Source organism: Ensifer sp. ENS08 (assembly GCF_014852195.1).
Lineage (GTDB): Bacteria > Pseudomonadota > Alphaproteobacteria > Rhizobiales > Rhizobiaceae > Ensifer > Ensifer adhaerens.
In genome coordinates this window covers 244,406-265,564 of sequence record NZ_JACVBF010000002.1, presented here as the reverse complement: position 1 = coordinate 265,564, position 21,159 = coordinate 244,406, and the positions used below count along the sequence as shown (strand labels likewise).

At 63.9% G+C, this 21,159-nt stretch carries 25 protein-coding genes; 10 read left to right on the top strand and 15 right to left on the bottom strand.

Going from position 1 to position 21,159, the window contains the following annotated elements; translation table 11 throughout:
• Nucleotides 1–21: 21 nt before the first annotated feature.
• The gene (locus IB272_RS06775; RefSeq protein WP_060515977.1) at nucleotides 22–390 is read right to left on the bottom strand and encodes a hypothetical protein; all 369 of its coding nucleotides are present in this window, start codon (nucleotides 388–390) and stop codon (nucleotides 22–24) included.
• A gap of 397 nt (nucleotides 391–787) precedes the next feature.
• Nucleotides 788–1,414, bottom strand: coding sequence for a TetR/AcrR family transcriptional regulator (locus IB272_RS06770; protein ID WP_063979478.1), 627 nt, complete (start codon nucleotides 1,412–1,414; stop codon nucleotides 788–790).
• Between the two features lie 116 nt (nucleotides 1,415–1,530).
• On the opposite strand from IB272_RS06770, the gene IB272_RS06765 reads away from it, so the two are divergent.
• Together IB272_RS06765 and IB272_RS06760 are read left to right on the top strand one after the other, a co-directional pair.
• Nucleotides 1,531–2,139, top strand: a complete 609-nt coding sequence (locus IB272_RS06765) for an rRNA adenine N-6-methyltransferase family protein (RefSeq protein WP_060582723.1) — start codon at nucleotides 1,531–1,533, stop codon at nucleotides 2,137–2,139.
• Between the two features lie 24 nt (nucleotides 2,140–2,163).
• Complete coding sequence (locus IB272_RS06760; RefSeq protein WP_192444244.1) at nucleotides 2,164–3,174, top strand: NAD-dependent epimerase/dehydratase family protein; 1,011 nt, start codon at nucleotides 2,164–2,166, stop codon at nucleotides 3,172–3,174.
• 18 nt (nucleotides 3,175–3,192) lie between these two features.
• On the opposite strand, the gene cax is transcribed toward IB272_RS06760, so the two are convergent.
• Both cax and IB272_RS06750 read right to left on the bottom strand, forming a co-directional pair.
• Nucleotides 3,193–4,287, bottom strand: a complete 1,095-nt coding sequence (gene cax, locus IB272_RS06755) for a calcium/proton exchanger (protein WP_034792668.1) — start codon at nucleotides 4,285–4,287, stop codon at nucleotides 3,193–3,195.
• 164 nt (nucleotides 4,288–4,451) lie between these two features.
• Nucleotides 4,452–4,919 (bottom strand): Lrp/AsnC family transcriptional regulator, encoded by a 468-nt coding sequence (locus tag IB272_RS06750; RefSeq protein WP_034792656.1) that lies wholly within the window; start codon nucleotides 4,917–4,919, stop codon nucleotides 4,452–4,454.
• Nucleotides 4,920–5,027: 108 nt separating this feature from the next.
• Between IB272_RS06750 and IB272_RS06745 the strand changes: the two genes are divergently transcribed.
• The 4 genes from IB272_RS06745 to IB272_RS06730 all read left to right on the top strand — a co-directional run bounded on the left by IB272_RS06745 (nucleotide 5,028) and on the right by IB272_RS06730 (nucleotide 9,431).
• Nucleotides 5,028–5,576, top strand: a complete 549-nt coding sequence (locus tag IB272_RS06745; RefSeq protein WP_060582721.1) for an alpha/beta fold hydrolase — start codon at nucleotides 5,028–5,030, stop codon at nucleotides 5,574–5,576.
• A 126-nt stretch (nucleotides 5,577–5,702) separates the two neighbouring features.
• The gene (locus IB272_RS06740; RefSeq protein WP_034792648.1) at nucleotides 5,703–6,221 is read left to right on the top strand and encodes an ABZJ_00895 family protein; all 519 of its coding nucleotides are present in this window, start codon (nucleotides 5,703–5,705) and stop codon (nucleotides 6,219–6,221) included.
• A gap of 134 nt (nucleotides 6,222–6,355) precedes the next feature.
• Nucleotides 6,356–8,383: an ATP-binding protein gene (locus IB272_RS06735; protein WP_060582788.1), complete on the top strand. Its 2,028-nt coding sequence runs from the start codon at nucleotides 6,356–6,358 to the stop codon at nucleotides 8,381–8,383.
• A 352-nt stretch (nucleotides 8,384–8,735) separates the two neighbouring features.
• Entirely contained in the window at nucleotides 8,736–9,431 is a 696-nt protein-coding gene (locus IB272_RS06730) for a class I SAM-dependent methyltransferase (protein ID WP_034792645.1), read from the top strand.
• A 45-nt stretch (nucleotides 9,432–9,476) separates the two neighbouring features.
• Here IB272_RS06730 and IB272_RS06725 read toward each other — a convergent pair whose 3' ends face one another.
• The gene (locus tag IB272_RS06725) at nucleotides 9,477–9,890 is read right to left on the bottom strand and encodes a helix-turn-helix domain-containing protein (protein ID WP_244496814.1); all 414 of its coding nucleotides are present in this window, start codon (nucleotides 9,888–9,890) and stop codon (nucleotides 9,477–9,479) included.
• Nucleotides 9,891–10,047: 157 nt separating this feature from the next.
• Here IB272_RS06725 and IB272_RS06720 point away from each other — a divergent pair, with 157 nt between their 5' ends.
• Nucleotides 10,048–10,440, top strand: coding sequence for an MAPEG family protein (locus IB272_RS06720; protein ID WP_034792642.1), 393 nt, complete (start codon nucleotides 10,048–10,050; stop codon nucleotides 10,438–10,440).
• Between the two features lie 39 nt (nucleotides 10,441–10,479).
• Here IB272_RS06720 and IB272_RS06715 read toward each other — a convergent pair whose 3' ends face one another.
• Entirely contained in the window at nucleotides 10,480–10,767 is a 288-nt protein-coding gene (locus IB272_RS06715; protein ID WP_060582720.1) for a hypothetical protein, read from the bottom strand.
• Nucleotides 10,768–10,940: 173 nt separating this feature from the next.
• Here IB272_RS06715 and IB272_RS06710 point away from each other — a divergent pair, with 173 nt between their 5' ends.
• Entirely contained in the window at nucleotides 10,941–11,342 is a 402-nt protein-coding gene (locus tag IB272_RS06710) for a VOC family protein (RefSeq protein ID WP_060515969.1), read from the top strand.
• Nucleotides 11,343–11,361: 19 nt separating this feature from the next.
• Here the strand turns inward: IB272_RS06710 and miaA are convergent, their stop codons facing one another.
• Nucleotides 11,362–12,273, bottom strand: a complete 912-nt coding sequence (miaA, locus tag IB272_RS06705; RefSeq protein WP_060582719.1) for a tRNA (adenosine(37)-N6)-dimethylallyltransferase MiaA — start codon at nucleotides 12,271–12,273, stop codon at nucleotides 11,362–11,364.
• Here miaA and serB point away from each other — a divergent pair.
• Both serB and IB272_RS06695 read left to right on the top strand, forming a co-directional pair.
• Nucleotides 12,272–13,159, top strand: coding sequence for a phosphoserine phosphatase SerB (serB, locus tag IB272_RS06700; RefSeq protein WP_060582718.1), 888 nt, complete (start codon nucleotides 12,272–12,274; stop codon nucleotides 13,157–13,159). The two genes, miaA and serB, sit on opposite strands and share 2 nt — an antisense overlap.
• Complete coding sequence (locus IB272_RS06695) at nucleotides 13,156–13,731, top strand: GNAT family N-acetyltransferase (RefSeq protein WP_060582717.1); 576 nt, start codon at nucleotides 13,156–13,158, stop codon at nucleotides 13,729–13,731. The genes serB and IB272_RS06695 overlap by 4 nt, the downstream gene beginning before the upstream one ends.
• A gap of 204 nt (nucleotides 13,732–13,935) precedes the next feature.
• Here the strand turns inward: IB272_RS06695 and IB272_RS06690 are convergent, their stop codons facing one another.
• The 8 genes from IB272_RS06690 to IB272_RS06655 form a co-directional block, all read right to left on the bottom strand.
• Nucleotides 13,936–14,838, bottom strand: a complete 903-nt coding sequence (locus IB272_RS06690) for a LysR substrate-binding domain-containing protein (protein ID WP_034792628.1) — start codon at nucleotides 14,836–14,838, stop codon at nucleotides 13,936–13,938.
• A 480-nt stretch (nucleotides 14,839–15,318) separates the two neighbouring features.
• Complete coding sequence (locus IB272_RS06685; protein ID WP_051659253.1) at nucleotides 15,319–16,839, bottom strand: DegQ family serine endoprotease; 1,521 nt, start codon at nucleotides 16,837–16,839, stop codon at nucleotides 15,319–15,321.
• Between the two features lie 271 nt (nucleotides 16,840–17,110).
• Nucleotides 17,111–17,497 (bottom strand): ACT domain-containing protein, encoded by a 387-nt coding sequence (locus IB272_RS06680; protein WP_034792627.1) that lies wholly within the window; start codon nucleotides 17,495–17,497, stop codon nucleotides 17,111–17,113.
• 6 nt (nucleotides 17,498–17,503) lie between these two features.
• Nucleotides 17,504–17,689: a DUF2065 domain-containing protein gene (locus IB272_RS06675; protein ID WP_034792618.1), complete on the bottom strand. Its 186-nt coding sequence runs from the start codon at nucleotides 17,687–17,689 to the stop codon at nucleotides 17,504–17,506.
• A 7-nt stretch (nucleotides 17,690–17,696) separates the two neighbouring features.
• A complete protein-coding gene (locus IB272_RS06670) occupies nucleotides 17,697–18,617 on the bottom strand; it encodes a protease modulator HflC (protein ID WP_060515963.1) in 921 nt (306 codons plus the stop codon).
• Entirely contained in the window at nucleotides 18,614–19,732 is a 1,119-nt protein-coding gene (gene hflK, locus IB272_RS06665; RefSeq protein ID WP_034792611.1) for an FtsH protease activity modulator HflK, read from the bottom strand. Before hflK ends, IB272_RS06670 begins: the two co-directional genes overlap by 4 nt.
• A gap of 156 nt (nucleotides 19,733–19,888) precedes the next feature.
• Nucleotides 19,889–20,425 carry a dihydrofolate reductase gene (locus tag IB272_RS06660; RefSeq protein ID WP_034792608.1) on the bottom strand — a complete coding sequence of 179 codons (537 nt, stop codon included), beginning with the start codon at nucleotides 20,423–20,425 and terminating at the stop codon, nucleotides 19,889–19,891.
• The gene (locus IB272_RS06655) at nucleotides 20,418–21,023 is read right to left on the bottom strand and encodes a glutathione S-transferase (RefSeq protein WP_060515961.1); all 606 of its coding nucleotides are present in this window, start codon (nucleotides 21,021–21,023) and stop codon (nucleotides 20,418–20,420) included. The genes IB272_RS06660 and IB272_RS06655 overlap by 8 nt, the downstream gene beginning before the upstream one ends.
• Nucleotides 21,024–21,159: the final 136 nt, after the last annotated feature.

The window sequence follows — 21,159 nt, the reverse complement described above, 5'->3', positions numbered from 1 at the left end:
GGCGCGTCGCAGTCCCTATCGCTAGAACCGCGAGAACCCGACAAGCGACGGCATGATGGAACCGCGGCCATCGTTGATGAACGGCGCCAGCCCCGCGGCCACCTCTTTGCTCGGATTGCCATAGACCTCGAGCCGCTCCACCGTGCAGTGGGCGGAGACGTCGTTGATGTGTGCATCCGACATTTGCCAGTGCCGGAGCACGTCCTCAGAATTGCGGTAGAGCTGGATGCTCACCGCCTGCATCTCTTTCTCGTCGATGAACGTCTGCACCATCAACTGCGGCGCATGCTCTTCGACGAAGGCGATCGCGCTGCGCACCGCCTCGCGGAACGGTTCGAGATGGCCGGGAGTAATCCTCATCAGATTTCGGAAAAGCAGTTGCTCGGTCATGCATCCTCCATGTCGCGTATTGTTGGCTCCTCGGGCCGGATCCGAGCCGGAGATGGCGTTCGGGCGAACGCCGATGGAGAGGTTTGTAAGAGCTCAAGCATGGTTGAGGTCAAGCGGCAGATACCAGAGCAATTTTGGAGGTCGGCCGCGTCCGCATGCACCGGCCATTAACATTTGCCGTGGCAAATTAGCTTGGCTGCATGATGCAGCTTAAAAACAAAGGCAATGAGATGCTTGACCTTTCCGTGCTCACACCTCTCCTCCTCAGTTTCGGCGCGATCTACCTGTTCTTCCGCTGGGTCGTGTTCGATATGAACGCCCCGAAATAGACCCCCGCGCTCCAAGCCTGCCTCCGTGAGAGGCCTGCGATCCCTGCCGGAGCGCACGGAGGCACCCCCTATTCATCGACAAGCCTGGCGACGAGATCACCGAGCAGGCGCTCGAGCTCGGCGTCATGCCCCTTGTTCAGCGCTTCCAGCCCCACCACCTGGCGCATGATCTGCACGCCGGCGACGAGCGACATCAGCAGCGCCGCGCGCTGACCTGCATCCGGGCCTGAAAGCGCCTCAGTGACGTTCTTCTGGTGGTGGCTTTCGACCACCTGTCGCGCGATATCGACCGCACGCTCGTTGGAGATCGAGCGGAGCATGATGAGGAAGCCGTCGAGCGCGGTTGCCTCCGGCTCCGTCACCTTCAAAAGCGCGCTTGCGATGCGCGCTGCCCGGTCCGGTGCGCTGAGCGTCTCCGGCGTGGCGATGATCGGCCGTTGGTTGGCAGTCGAAAGCACTTCGGCAAAGAGCCCCTCCTTTGAACCGAAATAGCGGTTGATCAGCATCGCCGTAACCCCGGCCCCTTCAGCGATCTCGCGCACACCGGCGCCTTCATATCCCGAGGCGATGAAGGCGGAGCGTGCGGACTCAAGAATTGCGGCGCGCGTGGCGTTCGCGTCGCGGCGGCGCCCGTCCTTTTCGGCAGGCCGCTTTTCTGCGCCCCCTTTTTCAGCAGCCCCCTTTTTGGCAGGCATGGCCCCTCCTTAGTATACACCTGTAGACATGATCATGAATCGGAAGTATACAGACGTAGACTTGCCGCTGCAACGCGCCTTGCGAGACAGCCCTCATTCCATCCACGGAGCCTCACGTGACCAGCATTTGCGCCTATGGCGACCTGCATTTCTTCCGCTCCTGGCTCGCAGATCCATTGCGCGTCGCCTCGGTCACGCCGTCCTCCCGGTCGCTTGCCCGGTTGATCACGCGCGAGATCGACCCTCGCTATGGCCCGGTGCTCGAACTCGGTCCCGGCACCGGTGTCTTCACGCGCGCGTTGATCGAGCGGGGCGTGCGCGAGGAAGACATTGTGCTGGTCGAATCCGGCCCTGACTTTGCTGCCGTCCTGAAGGCGCGTTTCCCGGCCTCCACCATTCTTTCGATCGACGCGGCGCGGCTTGCCGATGGTCATTCCGAAATTCCGGCAGGCATCGGCGCTGCGGTCAGCGGCCTGCCGCTGCTCTCCATGCCCACCCGCAAGGTTATGGCAATCCTTTCCGGTATTTTCCTGCACATGCGGCCGGGTGGCCATCTCTACCAGTTCACCTACGGTCCGCGCTGCCCCATCCCGCGGCCGCTGCTCGACCGGCTCGGCCTTCGCGCCCGGCGCATCGGCGGCACCATCAGAAACTTCCCGCCCGCCTCCGTCTACCGGATCAGCCGGCGCAAGCCCTTCGCGGCCATGCACAGGACCTGCGACTGACGCAACGAAAGAAGATGAAAACCAATGAATGAATGTGTTCTTGTCACCGGCGGCACCGGCTTCGTCGCCCGCTGGTGCATCGTCTCTCTGCTCGAAGGCGGATACCACGTTCGCGCCACCTTGCGCGATCTCGCAAAGGCCGACGCCGTCTGGCGCTCGATCGCCGCCGTCAGCGACGCGACAGACCGACTGTCCTTCGCCAGGGCCGATCTGACCGGAAATGACGGCTGGGCCGAGGCGATGGAGGGCTGCACCTATGTCCTGCACGTCGCTTCACCGCTCGGCGGCGTTTCCGGCGGCGGTCGCGACGCCTATGTTACGCCGGCCCGCGAAGGCACGCTGCGGGTGCTTTCCGCCGCCGTCGATGCCGGCGTCCGGCGTGTGGTGATGACTTCGGCGGCCGCCACGACCCGGCCGCCGCTGGACTCAGGCCTTGCTAGCGACGAGACGCGCTGGGCCGACCCCGCCGACCCGCAATTCGACAATTACCGGGTCTCCAAGATCCTCGCCGAACGTGCCGCCTGGAAGTTCATGGAGGGCAAGGCGACGGAGTTCGCCACGGTACTGCCCGGCGCCGTCTTCGGTCCGGTGCTTTCGAGCGAAAATCTCGGCTCGGTGAAGATCTTCGGGGGCCTCGTTGGCGGCCGGCCGCGGTTCCTGCCGCGCCTCGGTTTCTGGGTGGTGGACGTACGCGATCTCGCCGACCTGCACGTCACCGCCATGACCGCGCCTGAGGCCGCAGGCGAACGCTTTCTCGCCGCCGGCGAATTCCAATGGATGGAGGAGATCGCCGCCACGCTGCGCCTGGGCCTCGGCGTCGATGGCCGCAAGGTGCCGACGCGACGGCTGCCGACGGCGCTCGTGCGGCTGCTGGCCCCGCTCAGCGCCGATTTGAAGCCGCTGGCCCCGCTGCTCGGTCGCAAGTTTGCGCTGTCATCCGACAAAGCCCGGCGCCTGCTTGGCTTTGCGCCGAGGCCCGTGAACGCCACCATCCTCGACTGCGCCCGCAGCCTGATTGCGGCCGGCGGGCGCTGATTTCAGCCGACCGCAGGGCTACACCTGCGGCGGCAGCAGGAACAGCGTCATGGCGAAGATCACGTAGACGGTGAGTGCCAGCACGCCCATGTACCAGGCAGACCGCCCGCCGTTGGAAAGCAGCGTCGCGGCCATGGTCGCGACCAGCATCATCACGATCGCCCCCGGCCAGAACTGCAGGTCCATCGGCTGCGGCCCGAGCACGTAGCTCAGAAGCACCAGCAGCGGCGCGACGAAGAGCGCAATCTGCACAGCGCTGCCGAGCGCTATGCCGACGCTCAGGTCCAGCCGATCCTTGCGCGCAGCGGAGAAAGCCGTCGCCATCTCGGCCGCAGCACCGACGAGCGCGACGACGACGAAGCCGACGAAGGCCGGCGTCATGCCAAGCTCTTCGGCCGCGACCTGCACCGAGCCGACGAAAACTTCGCTGACGAGCGCCACAAGAACGGTCACCACCAGCAGAACGATGATGCCCGTCGCCAGCGGCCAGTGCGGTTCATCACCGCCATGCTCGGAAGTGGCCGAGACGAACAGCTCGCGATGGGTCTTCAGCGAAAACAGCATCCAGAGCCCATAGGTGATGATGAGAAGGACGGAGAGGCCGGCGCTCAGCTGTTGGGTGAAAGCCGTCTGCGGCTGGCCGTCGGCAGCACCGATCAGCGAAGGCACGAGTACGGCGATCGTCGCCATGAACAGGAGGCTCGCCAGAAAGCGCGCATTCACCCGGTTGAACTCCTGCAGGTGAAACTTGAGCCCACCGAGCAGAAACGAACCACCCAGCATGAACAGCGTGTTGGTGACGATCGCGCCGGCGATCGAGGCCTTGACCAGCAGATACTGGCCGGCAGCAAGCGCCATCAGGGCGATGACGAGCTCGGTCAGGTTGCCGAGCGTTGCATTCAAGAGCGCGCCGACCGTGTCGCCGGTGCGGGCCGCAACCGCCTCCGTCGCCTGGCTCAGGAGCGCCGCCAGCGGCACGATCGCCGCCACCGACAGCAGGAAGAGCAGCGTATGGGCGTCCGGCCAGATGTGCTCGCCGGCGATCGCGATCGGCACGAAGACGATCAGCCAGAGTATGGGTGTCCGACGAAAATAGGCAATTGCATCGCTCATGGCTTCCCCTCGCCCGCTTCCCGCTCGCCCTTCGAGCGTCCGTGGCCGGCAACGCCCCCGACGGTCACCCGAGCGGACGTGCCTGGCCTATGGTTGAATTATCCCGCGTCCTCTCGCGTTCTGCATTGACTTTCATCAAGTCGGAGCGTGCCCGGCGCTCAGTCTCAGACCCGCTGGATCAGCGCCCGCCCGATCGGCTTTTCCGGCTCGCCGCTCAAGACAAGCGACGTCGTCACGGCGCCATAGCGCGCGATCGTGTCGACGATCGTTTCAAGCTCGCCCGGCGTCGGCACCAGCACCTTGAGAAGGAAACAGTCCTCGCCGGTCAGCCGCAGCACCTCGATCACCTGCGGCATCTCGGAAAACTGCTTGAGGCAGGCACGGATATGTTCGTGCGTCGTCTTCAGGCGGATCACCGCCATCATGCCAAGCCCGAGGCGTGCCGCATCGATGCGTGCGCCATAACCGGAAATGATGCCGCGCTCCTCCAGCCGCTTGACCCGCTCCGAGGTCGCCGGCTGCGACAGACCGATACGCCGCCCGAGCTCCGAGATCGCGATGCGTCCGTCTTCCTGCAATACCTCGATGATCGCGATATCGGTCGGGTCGAGGGCAGAACGGTCAACCGCCATGTTTCACCTTTAAATCCATCGGCAAGCGGCCGCACTTTCCGATGATTGCGCATTCAGATGGTCAAGGGAAGCTGGCAGTCTCCCCAATGTTCAAGATGAGAGGACGACATGAACGATATCATCATCCTGCCCGGCATCGGCGGTTCAGGCGAGGCGCACTGGCAAACCCGATGGGAGTATGCAGACCCTCACATGCGCCGTTTCCAACCCGGCGATTGGGATCGTCCGCAGCTTGCCGACTGGATCCAGGCGCTCGACAGCGCCATTGCCTCAGCAAGCGAGCCACCCCTTCTCGTCGCCCACAGCCTTGCCTGTCTGCTCGTCGCCCATTGGCATGCGGTCCGCACCCGTCCGATCGCCGGCGCTTTTCTCGTGGCGGTTCCCGATCCGACGTCTGCGGCCTTCCCGGCGGAGGCTGCCAGCTTCGCCAAGGTCCCGACGGAACGCTTCCGTTTTCCCTCCCTTATCGTCGCGAGTTCCAACGACCCCTTCGGCACCATCGGCTACGCGCAGATGCGGGCGGCCCAATGGGGCAGCCGGCTCGCCGAAGCCGGCGCCGTCGGCCATATCAACGGCAAGAGCGGGTTGAGCGACTGGCCGGAAGGGCGGGCGCTGTTCCGGTCGTTTGCTCAGGGCATCAAACCATCGGAGGGCTGAGGCGTCACACAGTCCGGCCAACGTCGGCGAACTTTCCCGACAGTTTGCTCAGGGAGAGCGCACAATCTTGCAAGTTATGCGCTAATCATGCCAAGTGGCCCCACAACCGCCCGCCAGGAACCACGCATGACGCCGACCGTGTCGCTGACGCCATATTATCGCTACTTCGCCCTCGTTTGCCTGGCGTTGACGGGAGTCTGCGTGGCCGGGATGTTCGCCTACGAGACCCTTGTTGGCCCGATACCGAAGGGAACTGCATACGGCGTCTGGTTTGCGCAGACATTGTCATCGGCTACCGCCACAGCCAGCCGTTTCGTGCAAAGGCATCGCCGATGCCCGACGGAAGAAGAGAAAGCGAAACTGGCCCGCGTCTCCTTGGGCTTAGCCACGGCAATTAGCATTCTGCCGGGTGTTGCAATTGCTGCTTGGGTCTACGTCATGGCGTTTGTATTCGGCGACCCAGGCTATGAGATCGCCTACTACGTCAACCGGCAGCAGTTCGTCTCCCTGCTGATGTCTCTGGACATGGTTCTCTGTCTCGTGATCGCAGGCGGTATGGCCCTCCTCCTGACCGTCTCGTACTTCATGATGCGCTGGCAGTACGGTAGCTCGGCGAGGAGGATGGCCGGCCGGCTATCGCTCTGACAGGGAACTAACCGGATCGCGCAAGTCGCCATGCCGCTGCCCGTGCCCCGCGTGCTCGAGCGTGCAACATCTCGAAACCACTTGTTAAATCCCCATGGCTAACATGAAGCGCCGTATTGCCGGGGTTTCTCGCGTTGCTGAACAATGAACTTCATTCCTCGATCCGTGCCGGAGAGCAGGATCGCCGTGACGGCCTGAAGCCCGGCAACCGGTTCCTCGGACGGGTGGTTGCCTGCAACGGCGCGCGCGCGACGATCGCTGCGATCGCAGAGAGCGGCGAGACGTCGCTGACCGAACTCTGGTCCGTCGGCCGGCTGATTTCCATTTCCGTCGGCAGGAACCGCGTGGTGGCGCTGGTCTATTCGATGCAAACCGCCTCCAGCGAATGGGGCGAAGAGACCAACAACACCTTCCGCATCGAAGTCGAACTGATGGGCGAGGTCCATAGGGGACCCGACGGTCGTGAAGAGTTTTCCGCCGGTATCAGCCAATATCCCTATCTCGGTGCCATCGCCCACCGCATCCGCGCCGCCGACCTTGCGCGCATCTACGATTCCGGCCGCAACGACAGCTGCATCATCGGCAAGCTGACCCAGGACGAGAGCCTCGACGCAACCATTCACGTGCCCTCGATGCTCGCCAAGCATTTCGCCATCGTCGGCACGACCGGCGTCGGCAAGTCGACCGCGGTCACGCTGCTGCTCAACAAGGCGATCATTGCCGATCCGAAGCTGCGCGTGCTGATCCTCGACCCGCACAACGAGTTCGCCGCCGCCTTCCCCGACCTTGCCGTCGTCATCGACACCGATACGCTCGACCTGCCCTTCTGGTTCTTCCGACTGGAGGAGTTCGCAGAGGTGATCTTCCGCGGCCGCCCGGCGCCGCCGGACGAGCTCGACATGCTGCGCGACATCATCCCCGAGGCGAAGAAGGCCTTCCGCGGCGGCGGCGACGCCGGCATCGTGCGGCGCCAGACGGAAAAGAGCTCGATCACCGCCGACACGCCGGTGCCTTACCGCATCGCCGACCTCTTGGCGCTGATCGACGAGCGCATCGGCCGGCTCGAAGGGCGCAACGACAAGCCGCATCTGCGCTCGCTCAAGGTCAAGATCGTCTCGGCGATCAACGATCCGCGCTATCATTTCATGTTCTCGTCGAACACCATCACCGACACGATCCAGGACACGATCGCCCGGGTGTTCCGCATTCCAGGCGACGGCCGGCCGATCGCCACCTTCCAGCTGGCCGGCATCCCCTCGGAAGTCGTTAATTCCGTCGCCTCGGTGCTTTGCCGCATGGCGTTTGAAATCGGGCTCTGGAGCAATGGCGGCATCCATATGCTGGTCGTCTGCGAAGAGGCGCACCGCTACGTGCCGGCCGATCCGTCGCTCGGCTTCCTGCCGACGCGGCAGGCGATCGCCCGCATCGCCAAGGAAGGCCGCAAATACGGCGTCTCGCTCGGCATCATCACCCAGCGCCCCGGCGAACTCGATCCGACGATCCTGTCGCAGTGCTCGACGGTCTTTGCCATGCGGCTTGCCAACGACCGTGACCAGGACATCATCCGCTCGGCCATTCCGAACTCGTCGACATCGACGACCAGCTTCATTTCCTCGATCGGCAATGGCGAGGCAATCGCATTCGGCGAGGCGGTGGCCGTGCCGATGCGCATGCGCTTTTCTCGCATCGCCGAGGAGCGCCTGCCGCGCGCCCACGGGATCATCGACCGGATCGACGAGGACCATCCGCCGACCGTTGACCTGCGCGCGATCGTCAGCCGCATGCGCGCCATCAACGGGCCGGATATTTCGAACTTCCAGCAGAGCTACATGGCGGCGCAGACCGTGAGCGAAGAGCAGCGCTGGGAGACCGAACTGGGCGCCACGGCAGAAGCCGAGCCGCAACCGGGCCTCAGCGAGCCGCAGGTCGAGATCGAGCCCTATCGTCCGGACATGCTTCCGCGCGCGCCTGCCCCCGTCAATCCGGAGCTGGAGCGCTTCAATCAGATCCGCCAGCAGCTCTTGAACGAGCCATCCCCGGCCGATCAGGCCCAACGCCGTTCGCAAACGGCTGACCCGGCGTCCGGCGAGCGGCCGCGCCAGGGCTCGCTGCGCGAAAGCCTGTTGAAGCGGCCCCTCGGCAGCATCATCCGCAAGACCTAGGCAGCGAACGCGTGAAACTGCGGGCGCCCCATTTGCCCGATGACAACCAGAGATGTAAAAGCGTTTTGTCCAGACATGCGCTGCGGGCCGCAGTGCGTGAACAACTCTGGAGGGGAATAGCGGCTCGCTGGGTGGTCGCACGCGTCCTTGCGACCGAAGGGCCTCCAGGGGCCGCTCCACGTTAACGCGATTGGCATGCTTCGGCCCGCCCCAATGCGGCCGTGGCTCCGGGCACCCGAACAGAACGGCACAAGCAGCGTTGCCCGATGGCGTCGCAGACCGATAGAATAGAAGTTTCAAGCGCTTCGACATCTGATCGCGCACGCCTTTCGGTGGCAGCGGAGAAAAGACCTTGCCAGAGAACGACTACGATGCCTTTGCGGCAGCCTATGATGCCGACAACGAGAACAACGCCTGGAACGCCTATTACGAGCGGCCGGCGACTTTGGCACTCGCCGGCGACGTCGCCGGGCTTCGGGTGCTCGACGCCGGTTGCGGCGGCGGAGCGCACGCGGCAGCGCTCATCGAGCGCGGCGCCGCGGTGACCGGCATCGATCGCAGCGCCGGTCTTCTGGACATCGCCCGTCGACGCCTCGACGGGCGTGCGCAATTGCTGATGGCCGATCTGAGCGAACCCTTGCCGTTCGACGACGGTGCCTTCGACCTCATCGTGGCATCCCTCGTCATGCATTATCTGGAGGACTGGTCGCTCCCGCTTTCCGAGTTCAACCGGGTGCTACGAAAGGGCGGCCGTCTGGTGTTTTCCACGCACCATCCGTTCATGGATCATTCCCTTTCCGGTCACGACAACTATTTCGAGACCTATCGCTTCGACGATACCTGGGAACGGGGCGGCAGGACCATCCACATGCGCTTCTGGCACCGCCCGCTGCACGCCATGTTCGATGCGCTCAAATCAGCCGGATTTGCCACCGAGACGGTGAGCGAACCGGAGCCCGATCCGCGTGCCAGCACGCTCTTTCCGGACGCCTACAGGAGCCTGACGACCAAACCGCGCTTCCTCTTCTTCTCGGCCGTGAAAGCGTGAGCGCGACAGCCTTCTCGACGTTTTGAAGGGCCGAGCAGGAGGAAGTCATATCCCGAGGATTTGCTCGTGCGCGCCCGTTGCGCCCCAGCGGACGATTTCGGCAAGGATCGGCAGCAGCGCCTGCCCCTGGGCGGTCAGGCTGTACTCCACCTTGCGCGGCACCACGGGATAGTCCCGGCGGCTGATCAGGCCCCGCTCCTCCAGTTCCCGCAGTTCGCGGCTGAGAATACGCGGGGTGATCGGCTTACCGAGTCCGCCACGAAGCAGCGACCGTCCGATTTCGCCATAGCGGTGCGTCCCGCCTTCGAGCACGCAAAGAATGTGCAGCTTGTAGCGCCCGCCGACGATCTGGTTGAAGGCGATGGCGGGGCAGAGCCGGATATGGCTCATGTCGAGACCGGTCAGGCTGGACACTTTCGGCCCGATACCTCGGTCCGATGCCACGGCTTGTTCCGTCATGTCGGCGCCCCCCGTACTATCCTTTTTGTCCGTATTTACGATATCGTACCAGAGAGTTAGCGTGCTTTCAGTAAAAAATGCGGGAGGAAAGCACGATGGCTGACATGGCGCAGGCACACGCGACAGTAAAGTTCGAGACGGCTTTCGGAGCGCGGCCATGAGCATGGAGATGACCGTGCTGGCGCTCGGCTGCATCTTCGGCATCATCCAGGTTTTTGTCGCGGCGCAACTCCAGACGCGCCAGAACGGACTGGCCTGGTCGCTCTCTTCGCGCGAAGCGGCCGGGCCGCCGCCAACGCCGCTCGTCGGACGGCTGAAACGCGCGCAGGCAAACTTCCTCGAGACTTTTCCCTTCGCCGCGTCCGCGCTGCTTGCGGTCGAAGTCACCGGCGCAAACAACACGACGACGGAACTCGGCGCGATCGTCTGGCTTTCGGCACGGCTCGCCTTTTGGCTCGCCTATGCGATCGGCATTCCCGTGCTGCGCTCGGCCCTGTTTGCGACCAGCATCATCGGGATCGGACTGGTGCTGTGGCCGCTGCTGGCGTGACTGGTGTGAGCCGATCGAGCGCAGGCACAAGCAAGTAAATCACCCCCTGAGGTCAGGGTAATCCCACGATGGCGCCAGACGGCGGCGTGCCGCTTTCACCGCTTCGGCGTAGTCTTCGCGAAAGGGTGCGACCAACTGCTTTTGAAGGTCTGCCAGCACTGCGAGCAGCACCGCGCATTCGGCCGTGCTTTCGAAACAGGAGGCGTCCGGCGTTGGAACTGTGTTCTCCTCGCTCCAACGCGACAGAAGTTCAAAGAGCACCAGGGCTTCATCGGGAGACAGACGGATTTCCGCGCTGTCAGGAGACGTTTTCTGCTCGTCTGTCATGATCGGGACATGGCATGCGCCGCCCGAACCTGCGGGGCCGCCCCGCTCACAGCAAGGCATCAGCGCCTATCCTGCAAGGGAACTTTGCCGCGGGCCGACCGTTGTCGTGGCGACATCCTGGGGTAGGATCAGTCAGCCGGTTTTGTTGACACCGACGGCAACGGGAGCGCGCCATGGTCACAAGCATCACGCCCTTTCTGATGTTCCAGGATGGCGTCGCCGACGACGCCATGGCCTTCTACGTCTCGCTGTTCCCGAATGCCGAGGTGCTGGAAGTCGAGCGCTATGGACCGGATGAGCAAGGTCCCGAAGGCAGCGTCAAGGTGGCGCTTTTCCGGCTCGGCGCGCAGCGGGTCAAGTGCATCGACAGCCCGGTCCGGCACGCCTTCGATTTCACCCCGTCGTTCTCGTTCTTCGTGGAATGCCAGAGCGAGGATGAGATCATCACGCTTTATGGCATGCTCGCCGAAGGCGGGGCAGTGCTGATGCCACTCGACAATTACGGCTTCAGCCAGCGCTTCAGCTGGGTCACCGACCGCTTCGGCGTGTCCTGGCAGCTGAACCTCGCCGACTGATCCGCGGCAACGGCGCTCGTCAAAGCACCTCCTCGGCGCTCGAAATGCGCTGCCAGCTGTCGTCGAGCTGGTTACGGAACCAGGTCATCTGCCGCTTGGCATATTGTCGCGTTGCCGCAGCGCCCATCTCGATCACTTCGGCCTCGTCGAGTTCGCCCTTCAGAAGGGCTGCGATCTGGCTGACGCCGATCGCCTTCATGATGGGCATTTCCGACGGCAGCTGGAGCGCAAGCAGCGCCCGCACTTCGTCGATCGCGCCGCCGGCAAGCATCAACTGGAAGCGACGGTTGATGCGGTCGTGCAGGAGCTTTCGCTCCGGCAGCACGACATATTTTGTAGCCCGATCCGGGTCGACGATCATGGGGCCGGTCTGCCGTTGGAAGAAGCGGATCGGCTTGCCGGTGGCCTCCACCACTTCGAGCGCCCGCACGATCCGCTGGCCGTCACCGGGCTTCAGTGTCACCGCCGTTGCCGGATCCCTGGCTTCGAGGTCGCGATGCAGCGCCTCCGCCCCTTCCGCCTTCAGCCGCTCGCGCAGCCTTTCCCGGATCGCCGCCGGGATCTCCGGCATGTCCGAGAGACCACCGGTCAGCGCCTTGAAATAGAGCCCGGTGCCGCCGACAAAAACCGGCAAGCGTCCCTCGCCCTTGAGCTGAGCGACCAATGCCTGCGCTTCGCGCGCCCAGGCACCGGTGGAATAGGCGGATGCCGCCGGCACATGGCCGTAAAGACAGTGCCCGATGCCGCCCATGTCGGCCTCGTCCGGCCGCGCCGTCAACAGCCGCAGCGTGTCATAGACCTGCATGCTGTCGGCATTGACGACCACGCCGCCATGTCGGCGCGCCAGTTCGACGGCAAGCGCGGACTTGCCGCTGGCGGTCGGCCCGGTTATCAGGATCGCGTCGCTCTCGGTATCAAGGTTGTTGTCCATGGCTCTCGTTGCCACGCTTATCGCCAATCCGTCAAATCCTGTTCTGACGCCAGCACTGGCGGAAGCAGCCGCTGACGCCGTGAAGGCATCCGGCCTCTATTGGCTCGCCGATGGCATCGCCTGCGATATCGCGCTGACCGACGGCACCGATCCGGATGCCGCCGAAACCCTGCTGCGCGGCGTGATCGGCGATGTGCCAGTCGATGTCGCCGTGCAAGACGCCGAGAGCCGCCGCAAGAAGCTGCTCATCGCCGACATGGACTCGACCATGATCGGCCAGGAATGCATCGACGAACTCGCCGCCGAAGTCGGCCTGAAAGACAAGGTGGCGGCGATCACCGCCCGCGCCATGAACGGCGAGATCGCCTTCGAGCCGGCGCTGATCGAACGCGTAGGACTTCTGAAGGGCCTGCCACTTGGCGTCGTCGACGAGGTCATCGCCAAGCGCATCACGCTGACGCCGGGCGGAAAACAACTGATCGCAACGATGAAGAGCAAGGGCCACTATACCGCGCTCGTCTCCGGGGGTTTCACCGTCTTTACCGGCCCGATCGCCGAGATGCTCGGCTTTGACGAGAACCGCGCCAATACGCTGATCGCCGAAGACGGCATCCTCACTGGCGAAGTCGCCAATCCCATCCTCGGCAAGCAGGCCAAGGTCGATTCGCTGATGGAGATCGCCGACCGCCTCGGCATCTCGACGGACGATGCCCTTGCTGTCGGCGACGGTGCCAACGATCTCGGCATGATCCAGCTTGCCGGCACCGGCGTGGCGCTGCACGCCAAGCCCGTCGTTGCCGAGCAGGCCAAGGTCCGCATCGACCACGGCGACCTCACCGCCCTTCTCTATCTGCAGGGCTATCGCAAGACGGATTTCGCCGGATGATCATTGCCGAGACTGAGCGGCTGCGCATCCGCGCCTGGAAGGAAAGCGATCGCAATCTCTTCTTCGCGATCAACAGCGATCCCAAGGTGATGGAATTCTTTCCCTTCCGCCGCAGCCGCGCGGAATCAGACGCGCTGTTCGATCGCGTCGGCAAGGGCATCGCCGAAACCGGCTTCGGCTTCTTCGCCGTGGCGCTCAAGGCCGACGACAACCCAATCGGCTTCTGCGGCCTCGCGCTCACGGATTTGGAGCCGCACCTGCCCAAAGGAATCGTCGAAATCGGCTGGCGACTGGCCCCGCCCTACTGGGGCAAGGGCTACGTCACCGAAGCGGCCAACGCCCTGCTGCGCTACGGCTTCGAGGAAAAGGGCTTGAGCGAGGTCGTCTCCTTCGCGGTTCCCGCCAACACCCGCTCGACCGCTGTCATGCAACGGATCGGCATGCACCGCGACCCAAGCCGCGACTTCGACCACCCCCGCGTCCCAACCGATCAGCCGACCCTGGTTCGGCATGTGCTCTATGCGATCAGCGCCGAGGAATGGCGCGCGCATCGTTCAAAGGCCGGGAAATAAGCTGCCGCTTCGTGAGTTGCCCTCTCTGTCTGCCGGACATCTCTCTCCGCAGACGGGAAGAGAGACGCCAGCCGCACTGGCACTACCCAACCACCTCTGAAGAATGGCGGGCGTTCGCCATATCTTTCCTTCTCCCCGCGTGCGGAGAGACGGTGCCGGCAGGCGGATGAGGGGCAAGCGCTCGCCCTGAGGATAAGGGCCGCCTCACCGCTTTCGCCCCGCCCCCGGGTAGCTCCGTTCGATCCAGTCGACAAAGGCTCTGGCCGCCTCCGACAGCGCCTCGAAGCGCCGCGCCACAATAAAGAACGCGCCATAGGGCACAGAGGCGTCGAACGGCTGGATCAGCCGGCCGGCGGCGATGTCGTCGCGCGCATGGTCGCGGTCGATGAGGCCGACGCCGCTGCCGCGCAGCGTCGCCTGCAGCACCATCGAGCCATCGGCGAAGATCGCGCCGCGTGCAAGCTTCACCGGCGCGGTGCCGGCCGCCGCAAACCATTGTTCCCAGAGTTGCCGGTTATCCTCATGCAACAATGGATGCTGCAACAGGTCTTCGGGTCGGTCGAGCGGCGGCCCGGCGCCGGCAAGCGCAGGCGTGATCACCGGGACCATCTCCACCTCGGCAAGGGGCCGCGCCTCCACCCGCGACCAGGCGCGGGCGGTCAAGCTGTGGCGGATGGCGATATCGGCCTCGCCGCTTCGAAACTCGGCGAGCCGCGACTCCGCATCGATCACCAGATCGATCTCCGGATGCGCCTCCTGAAATTCCTGCAAATGCGGCACCAGCCAGCAGCCGGCAAAGGATGGCTCGGCGCTGACCTTCAGCGTCTGCGACAACCGCCGCCCCGAGAGCGCGTCGAGGCTTTCGCCCACCATGTCGAAGGCGGACGTCAGCGTGCCGAGCAGCGCCTGACCATCAGCCGTCAACCGCACACCGCGGTGGAGCCTCTCAAAAAGCGGCCGGCCGATCAGCTCTTCGAGTTCGCGCACCTGCCGGCTGATGGCCGCCTGCGAGACGAAAAGCTCCGATGCAGCCAGTGTGAAACTCTCCAGCCGCCCGGCCGCCTCGAAACTCCGCAATGCTGTCAGGGGCAGTCGGCCGCGCTTCATGCATAACCTCAAGTTATCCGAAGGCGACTGTAAACTCGTTTGAGGGGTGCCGGCAAGTGGAGTGAAATGCTTGCAAGAAAGGAGGTGCGGCAATGCATACGATTATCGAAATTCTGTTCGAAGCCCTCAGGCTGATGACCTTCCAGCCGGCGCGCAAGCCGTCCCCGCACCCCAGGCAAGCGAGCGAGGACTGCTGAAAGAAGGGCACCTCACCGCTTCTCGAATGCCCCTCACCCTAACCCTCTCCCCGCAAGCGGGGAGAAGGTCGCGGCAGCGGGACCGTGTCTGTGCCCATCATGAGCGCGCTGCGGCCCGTCGGCCGAACCGCAGCCTTGAATCAAAACCTGAGGACGTGGATTCAGCCTCTCAGCCCCAGAGGCGATAGCACTGAAAAGATTCAGACAATCGGCCTCGACCGAAAGCGGCGCTGCGGCATCGATCCGATGCCGCAATCGCAACTGCCGAAAGGCGCGATGCGTCCTACTCCACCCGAACGGTGACGAAGCGCAATTCGCCGGACTTGTTGGAGATCAGAAGGGCGGCGTGGCGACGGCCGCTGGATTTCAGCTCCTCGACCCGGTCGGCCACGTCGGCGGGCGTCTCCATCGCCTCCTGACCGACCTCGACGATGACGTCGCCCGCCTCTACGCGCCGCTCTGCCGCGACCGAATTCGGCGCGACCTCGGTGATGACAACGCCGTCCACGTCTTCGGCAATGCCGTATTTCTTGCGCGCCTCTTCGTTGAGCGTCGCAAGCTTCATGCCGAGCACGACGTCGGTCGCTGGAAGCGGCGCAGCCTCCGGCTTGTCAGCCTTCGACCCCTCGTCGCCGGTTGCCGCGTCGGCACTTGCAAGCGCGCCATCCTCGAGGCGTCCGAGCGTCACCTTGACTGTCTGTTCCTTGCCGTCGCGGATCACCACGACATCGACCGCCTTACCGACGGGGCTTTCGGCGACCACGCGCTTCAGGTCGCGCACCTCGCCGACATCATGGCCGTCGAATTTGACGATGACGTCGCCGGCCTTGATCTCGCCGTGCGTGATCGGCCCGCCTTCGATGATGCCGGAGACGAGCGCGCCGCGCGGCGCGTCCATCTTCAGGCTCTCGGCGATATCGTCGTTCACCGGCTGGACGCGCACGCCGAGCCAGCCGCGACGCGTCTCGCCGAAGTCCTTGAGCTGAAGTACCACATTGGCGGCAAGTTCGGTCGGCACGGAGAAGCCGATGCCGATCGAGCCGCCCGTTGGCGAGATGATCGCCGTGTTGATGCCGATCACTTCGCCGGCCATATTGAACAGCGGCCCGCCGGAATTGCCGCGGTTGATCGCAGCGTCCGTCTGGATGAAATTGTCATAGGGGCCGGCGTTGATGTTGCGGCCACGCGCCGAGATGATGCCGACCGAAACGGAACCGCCAAGGCCGAACGGGTTGCCGATCGCCATCACCCAGTCGCCGATGCGCATCTTGCGCGAGTCCCCGAAAGGCACGGCCTTCAGCGGCGCCTTCGGCTCGACCTTCAGCAGCGCGAGATCGGTCTGGGTGTCTTTGCCGACGAGCTTCGCCTTCAGCTTGCTGCCATTGGCGAAGTTGATCTCGATGTCGTCGGCGCCCTCGATCACGTGGTTGTTGGTAACGATGTAGCCAGAGGGATCGATGACGAAGCCGGAGCCGAGCGATTCGACCGTGCGCTGGCGGTTACCGCCCTGATTGCCCTGGCCCTTGAAGAATTCGTCGAAATAGCGCTGGTAGGGCGAGCCCTCCGGCACCTGCGGCGCCGGCGCATCATCGTCGTTCTTGACCTTCTGCGAAGTCGCGATGTTGACGACGGCATCCAGCAGTCCGGCGGCCAGATCGGCGACGGAGGCCGGGCCATTGCTCGGCGGCCGGATCGCCGTGTTCTGGGCGAGTGCGGTGCTGCTGAAGGCAAGCGCGCCTGCGAGCGCCAGAACGCCGAGGGAGGCGCCAAGCGAGTGTACTCGGGATTTTGATCGCGTGGACAATTCGCTTCAGCTCCTCTGGCTGTGTGCGGTGACACCGGCACACCATAGCACTTTGATTCTTCGCATAATTCCGCCTCGACCGAAACCGCCGGCCGGGCTTATGCGGCAGATTTGACAAACGCAAGCCGCAAGACCGCGACGTCCGACTTTCCTCTGAAGATAAGGCGGAATTCGGAAGGGTCCAAACACGATTTCCTGATCCTTGCGCGCAAGGGTGCGAAAGGACGGACGTTCCCTGCCAAGCCTTTACGTCGAGGCCGGGCGTGGCTGATCAGGTGGTGAGCTCGTGACCGTGGTCTTTCAGCGCCTGGACCGCCTTGTCGAGATCGGAGCCGGCAACGAAGATGTAGTCGGTGCTGAAGGTCGAATTGGCAAAGACGCCGACGCCGGCATCCGAAAGCGGCCGGAGCACCGAGGCGAGCACGCCGGGCACGTCAAAGGCAAAATGCTGCTCGACACGGAAGCAGCGCCAGCCGAGCGAACTCTGGACGCTGGACGGCACGCGGGCGGCCCTGCAGACCAGCGTCATCTCCTCGCGCGAGCTCGACACGGTCCAGAAGCCCGGCCCCGGCAGCCATTCCGGCATGCTGGAGCCGATATTAAGGCGGGTGATGGCGTATTCGGCATCGACCAGCCGGATCAGCAGTTTATGTGGCATTTCGCATTATCCTCGAAGCAACCATACAAGTCCGACCCCGGCAGCCACGCAAACGAGCCCCGCCAGTCGAAGCTGATGTTCGGGGACATACGGCAAACGCTTCGCCATTTCCACCAAAACCAAAGGGGCCAGTGCGTACACCAGCCCCTCGATGATCAGGAAGAAAGCGAATCCTGTCAGAAAGTCTGACATCGCCCGCCTAGTTTCCGGTCGCTGCTTGAGGTGCCGCGGCCGGCGGAGTGCCTTCCGAGTTATTGAAGTAACGGAAGAATTCCGAATGCGGCGAAAGCACCAGCGTCGTGTCCGGGCTACCGATCGACTGCGTGTAAGCGGTCATGGAGCGATAGAACTCGAAGAACTTCGGATCGCGCGCAAAGGCGTCAGCAAAGGTCCTTGTGCGTTCGGCTTCGCCTTCACCGCGCAGGATTTCCGAATCACGCTGGGCCTCGGCGACGATTTCGACGACCTGACGGTCGGCAATCGCGCGGCGGCGCTGGCCTTCTTCGTTACCGCGGGCGCGGATCAGTTCCGCTTCCGCCAGACGCTCGGCCTTCATGCGGTCGTAGGTCTGTTGCGAGACCTCCTGCGTCAGGTCGGTGCGACGGATACGGACGTCCTCGATGTTGAGGCCGAGCGACTCGGCGTCGGTTTTGAGGTCGGCGCGCACTTCGCGCATCATCGACGCACGCTCGTCCGAAAGGGCAGCCTCGAAGCCACGCAGACCGTAGACACGGCGCAGCGATGCGTCGAGACGGGTCCTGAGACGCGATTCCGCCGAGTCGCGATCGCCCGAGACCGTCTCGCGGAAGCGGCGGGGATCGGAGATCTTGTAGACGACGAAGGCATCAACTTCATAGAACTTGCCGCCCGAGACCTGGACACGGATGTTGTCGAGGTCGAAGCGCAGTGCCTGGTCTTCGACGTACTGGACGCGGTCGGCATCCATGAAGGCGAAGGGCAGCTTGAAGTAGAGGCCCGGCTGGCTCTTGACGTCCTTGATCTGACCGAAGCGAACGACGATCGCCTGCTGGCGCTCGTTGACGACGAAGACCGAGGAATAGATGCCGACGAAGACGACGGCGAGCAGGATCAGGATAACGGAGGTACGATTGTTGATCACTGGCCTGCTCCCGAAACTGCTGCGGCACCCGACGTCGTCGGACGACCGATTTCATTCAGCGGCAGATATGGCAGTACGCCCTGCCCGTTCTTCTCGTCGATGATGACCTTCTTCGACTTGCCGAGAACGCCCTGCATGGTTTCGAGATAGAGACGCTTGCGGGTAACGTCAGGCGCCTTGGAGTACTCGTCATAGACGGAGATGAAGCGCTGCGCCTCACCCTGTGCTTCCTTGACGACACGGTCCTTGTAGGCGGCCGCCTCTTCGCGGATCTGCGCACCCTGACCGCGTGCCTTACCGAGCACCTGGTTGGCATACTGGTTGGCTTCTTCGACGAAGCGGTCCTCGTCCTGTTCGGCGCGCTGCACTTCGTCGAACGCATCGGCCACTTCGCGCGGCGGTGCGGCGTCCTCGATGGCGACCGTGTTGACGGAAACGCCGGTGCCGTAGGTGTCCATCGTTGCCTGAATCGTGCTCTTCACGTCCGCGGCGATCGCCTGACGGTTGTCACGGAAGATGTCCTGCGCCGGACGGCGACCGACGACTTCGCGCATCGCGCTTTCGGCCACCTGCTGCAGCGTGTCGGACGGGTTCTCGACGTTGAAGAGGTAAGCCTTCGGATCAGTGACCGAGTAAAGAACCGAGAACTGGACGTTGACGATGTTCTGGTCGCCGGTGAGCATCAGGCCGGAATTCGACTGGCCGCTAGAGCGCCCGCCGATGTTCTGCTGCTGCTCGGTGATCTTGACGAATTCGACGGTCTCGAATGGCCAGAAATGATAGTGCAGGCCAGGCATCGAGATCTCGTCCTTCGGCTTGCCGAAGCGCATCTCGACGCCGCGCTCGTCCGGCTGCACCGTGTAGATCGAATTGATCAGGACAAAACCGACGATCAGCAGGCCGATAATGGCGAAGACGCCACCATTGAAGCCGCCGGGAACGACGTTCTTGAGCTGGTCCTGGCCACGGCGAATGATCTCTTCCAGATCCGGCGGGCCGCCCTTGCCGCCACGCGGCCGGTTTGGCCCCTGGCCCCAGGGACCCCCCTGATTGCCGCCGCCACCGCCGCCGCCCCATGGGCCACCGCCGCCGCCATTCTGATTGCTCCAGGGCATCAAAACCTCTCTTTTGAATACTTCCCACGCTGAACGGCCGCGCCACCGCACGGTCGTTCATGATGTGAAACCGTTATAGGTATCACCCGCACCGCTTTCAACGCGATAGACCCGAGTTCACCGTAAATGGTTCAAAATAGTTGACGATCCGCCGCGTCAGGCTGTCGCACGCCGCTTAAAGGTGACGAAATGCATGGCGTGGCTGTCCTTTTCACCCTGCGGCAGGTCCTCTTCGAAGACCTTCTCGAAAATGCCGGGATCGATATCGGGGAAGCGCGTATCGCCATCCACGGTCGCCTGCACCTCGGTCACATGCAAGATATCGGCACGCGCGATCGACTGGCGGTAGATCTCGCCGCCACCGATCACGCAGATCTCGTCCACGCCCGCGGCCTCCGCCTCTCGGCCGGCAAGCGCTACCGCCGCATCGAGCGACGGGACGACGCTTGCCCCTTCCGCCACAAAATCCGCGTTGCGGGTGATGACGATGTTGGCGCGGCCGGGAAGCGGACGCCCGAGCGACGCCCAGGTCTTGCGCCCCATGATCACGGGCTTGCCGATCGTCAGCGCCTTGAAGCGCTTGAGATCGGTCGAAAGCCGCCAGGGCAGATCGCCGTCGCGGCCGATGACGCCGTTTGCGGCAACGGCGACGACGATCGATATCTTCGGGTGGGTGGTCTTCGTTTCAGTCATGGAACCCGTTCGGTTTGCTGTCGATTTCTCTGGCGCGGTCATAGGCTGCCCGGTCCGTTACCACGCGGATGTAGCGATCGACGACCGTGCTTTCCGGCAGGATCTTGCGCATCCACTGCAGCGCGCTTGCCAAAAGCAGATCGGCGGCACTCATCGTTTCGCCGAGCAGATAGGTCCGTCGGGTGAGCACGTCGATCACATGGGCGCACATTTCGCTGTAGAGCCGCGCCTGCGCCGGGTTGTTGATGGTCGCGCCGGAAATGTGGGCAAGCGCCGTCGGCTCGATCACCCCCGCGTAATAGGCAAGCCAGGAGAGATAGGCGCCACGCTCCTTGTGGCCGGGCGGCCGGCCGAGGCTGCAATCGGGATAGAGGTCGGTGAGATACTGCACGACGGCGGCCGACTCCCAGATCACCGCGCCATTATGGATGAGCGCCGGCACCTGCTTGTGCGGATGCGGGTTGTTGTCGTCGGGCTCGCCCGAGCCGTCCCAGCGGCGGATCGAGACGTAGCGGATCTCGTATTCCGCGCCCAGCTCCTCAAGCAGCCAGACGATGCGCGAGGATCGCGACAGCGGCGCATGAACGAGTGTGAGCATCGATACCTCCCTTGGACGACAGCCCTCCCCGGCCGCCCCTCACCTTGGATTGCCGGCCCCTGCGCGTGCGGGCGACCGAAGCTCCTGCCCCGCCCGAAGAGTGGCGCGGCATCGGCATCGGCATCGAGAAGAATTC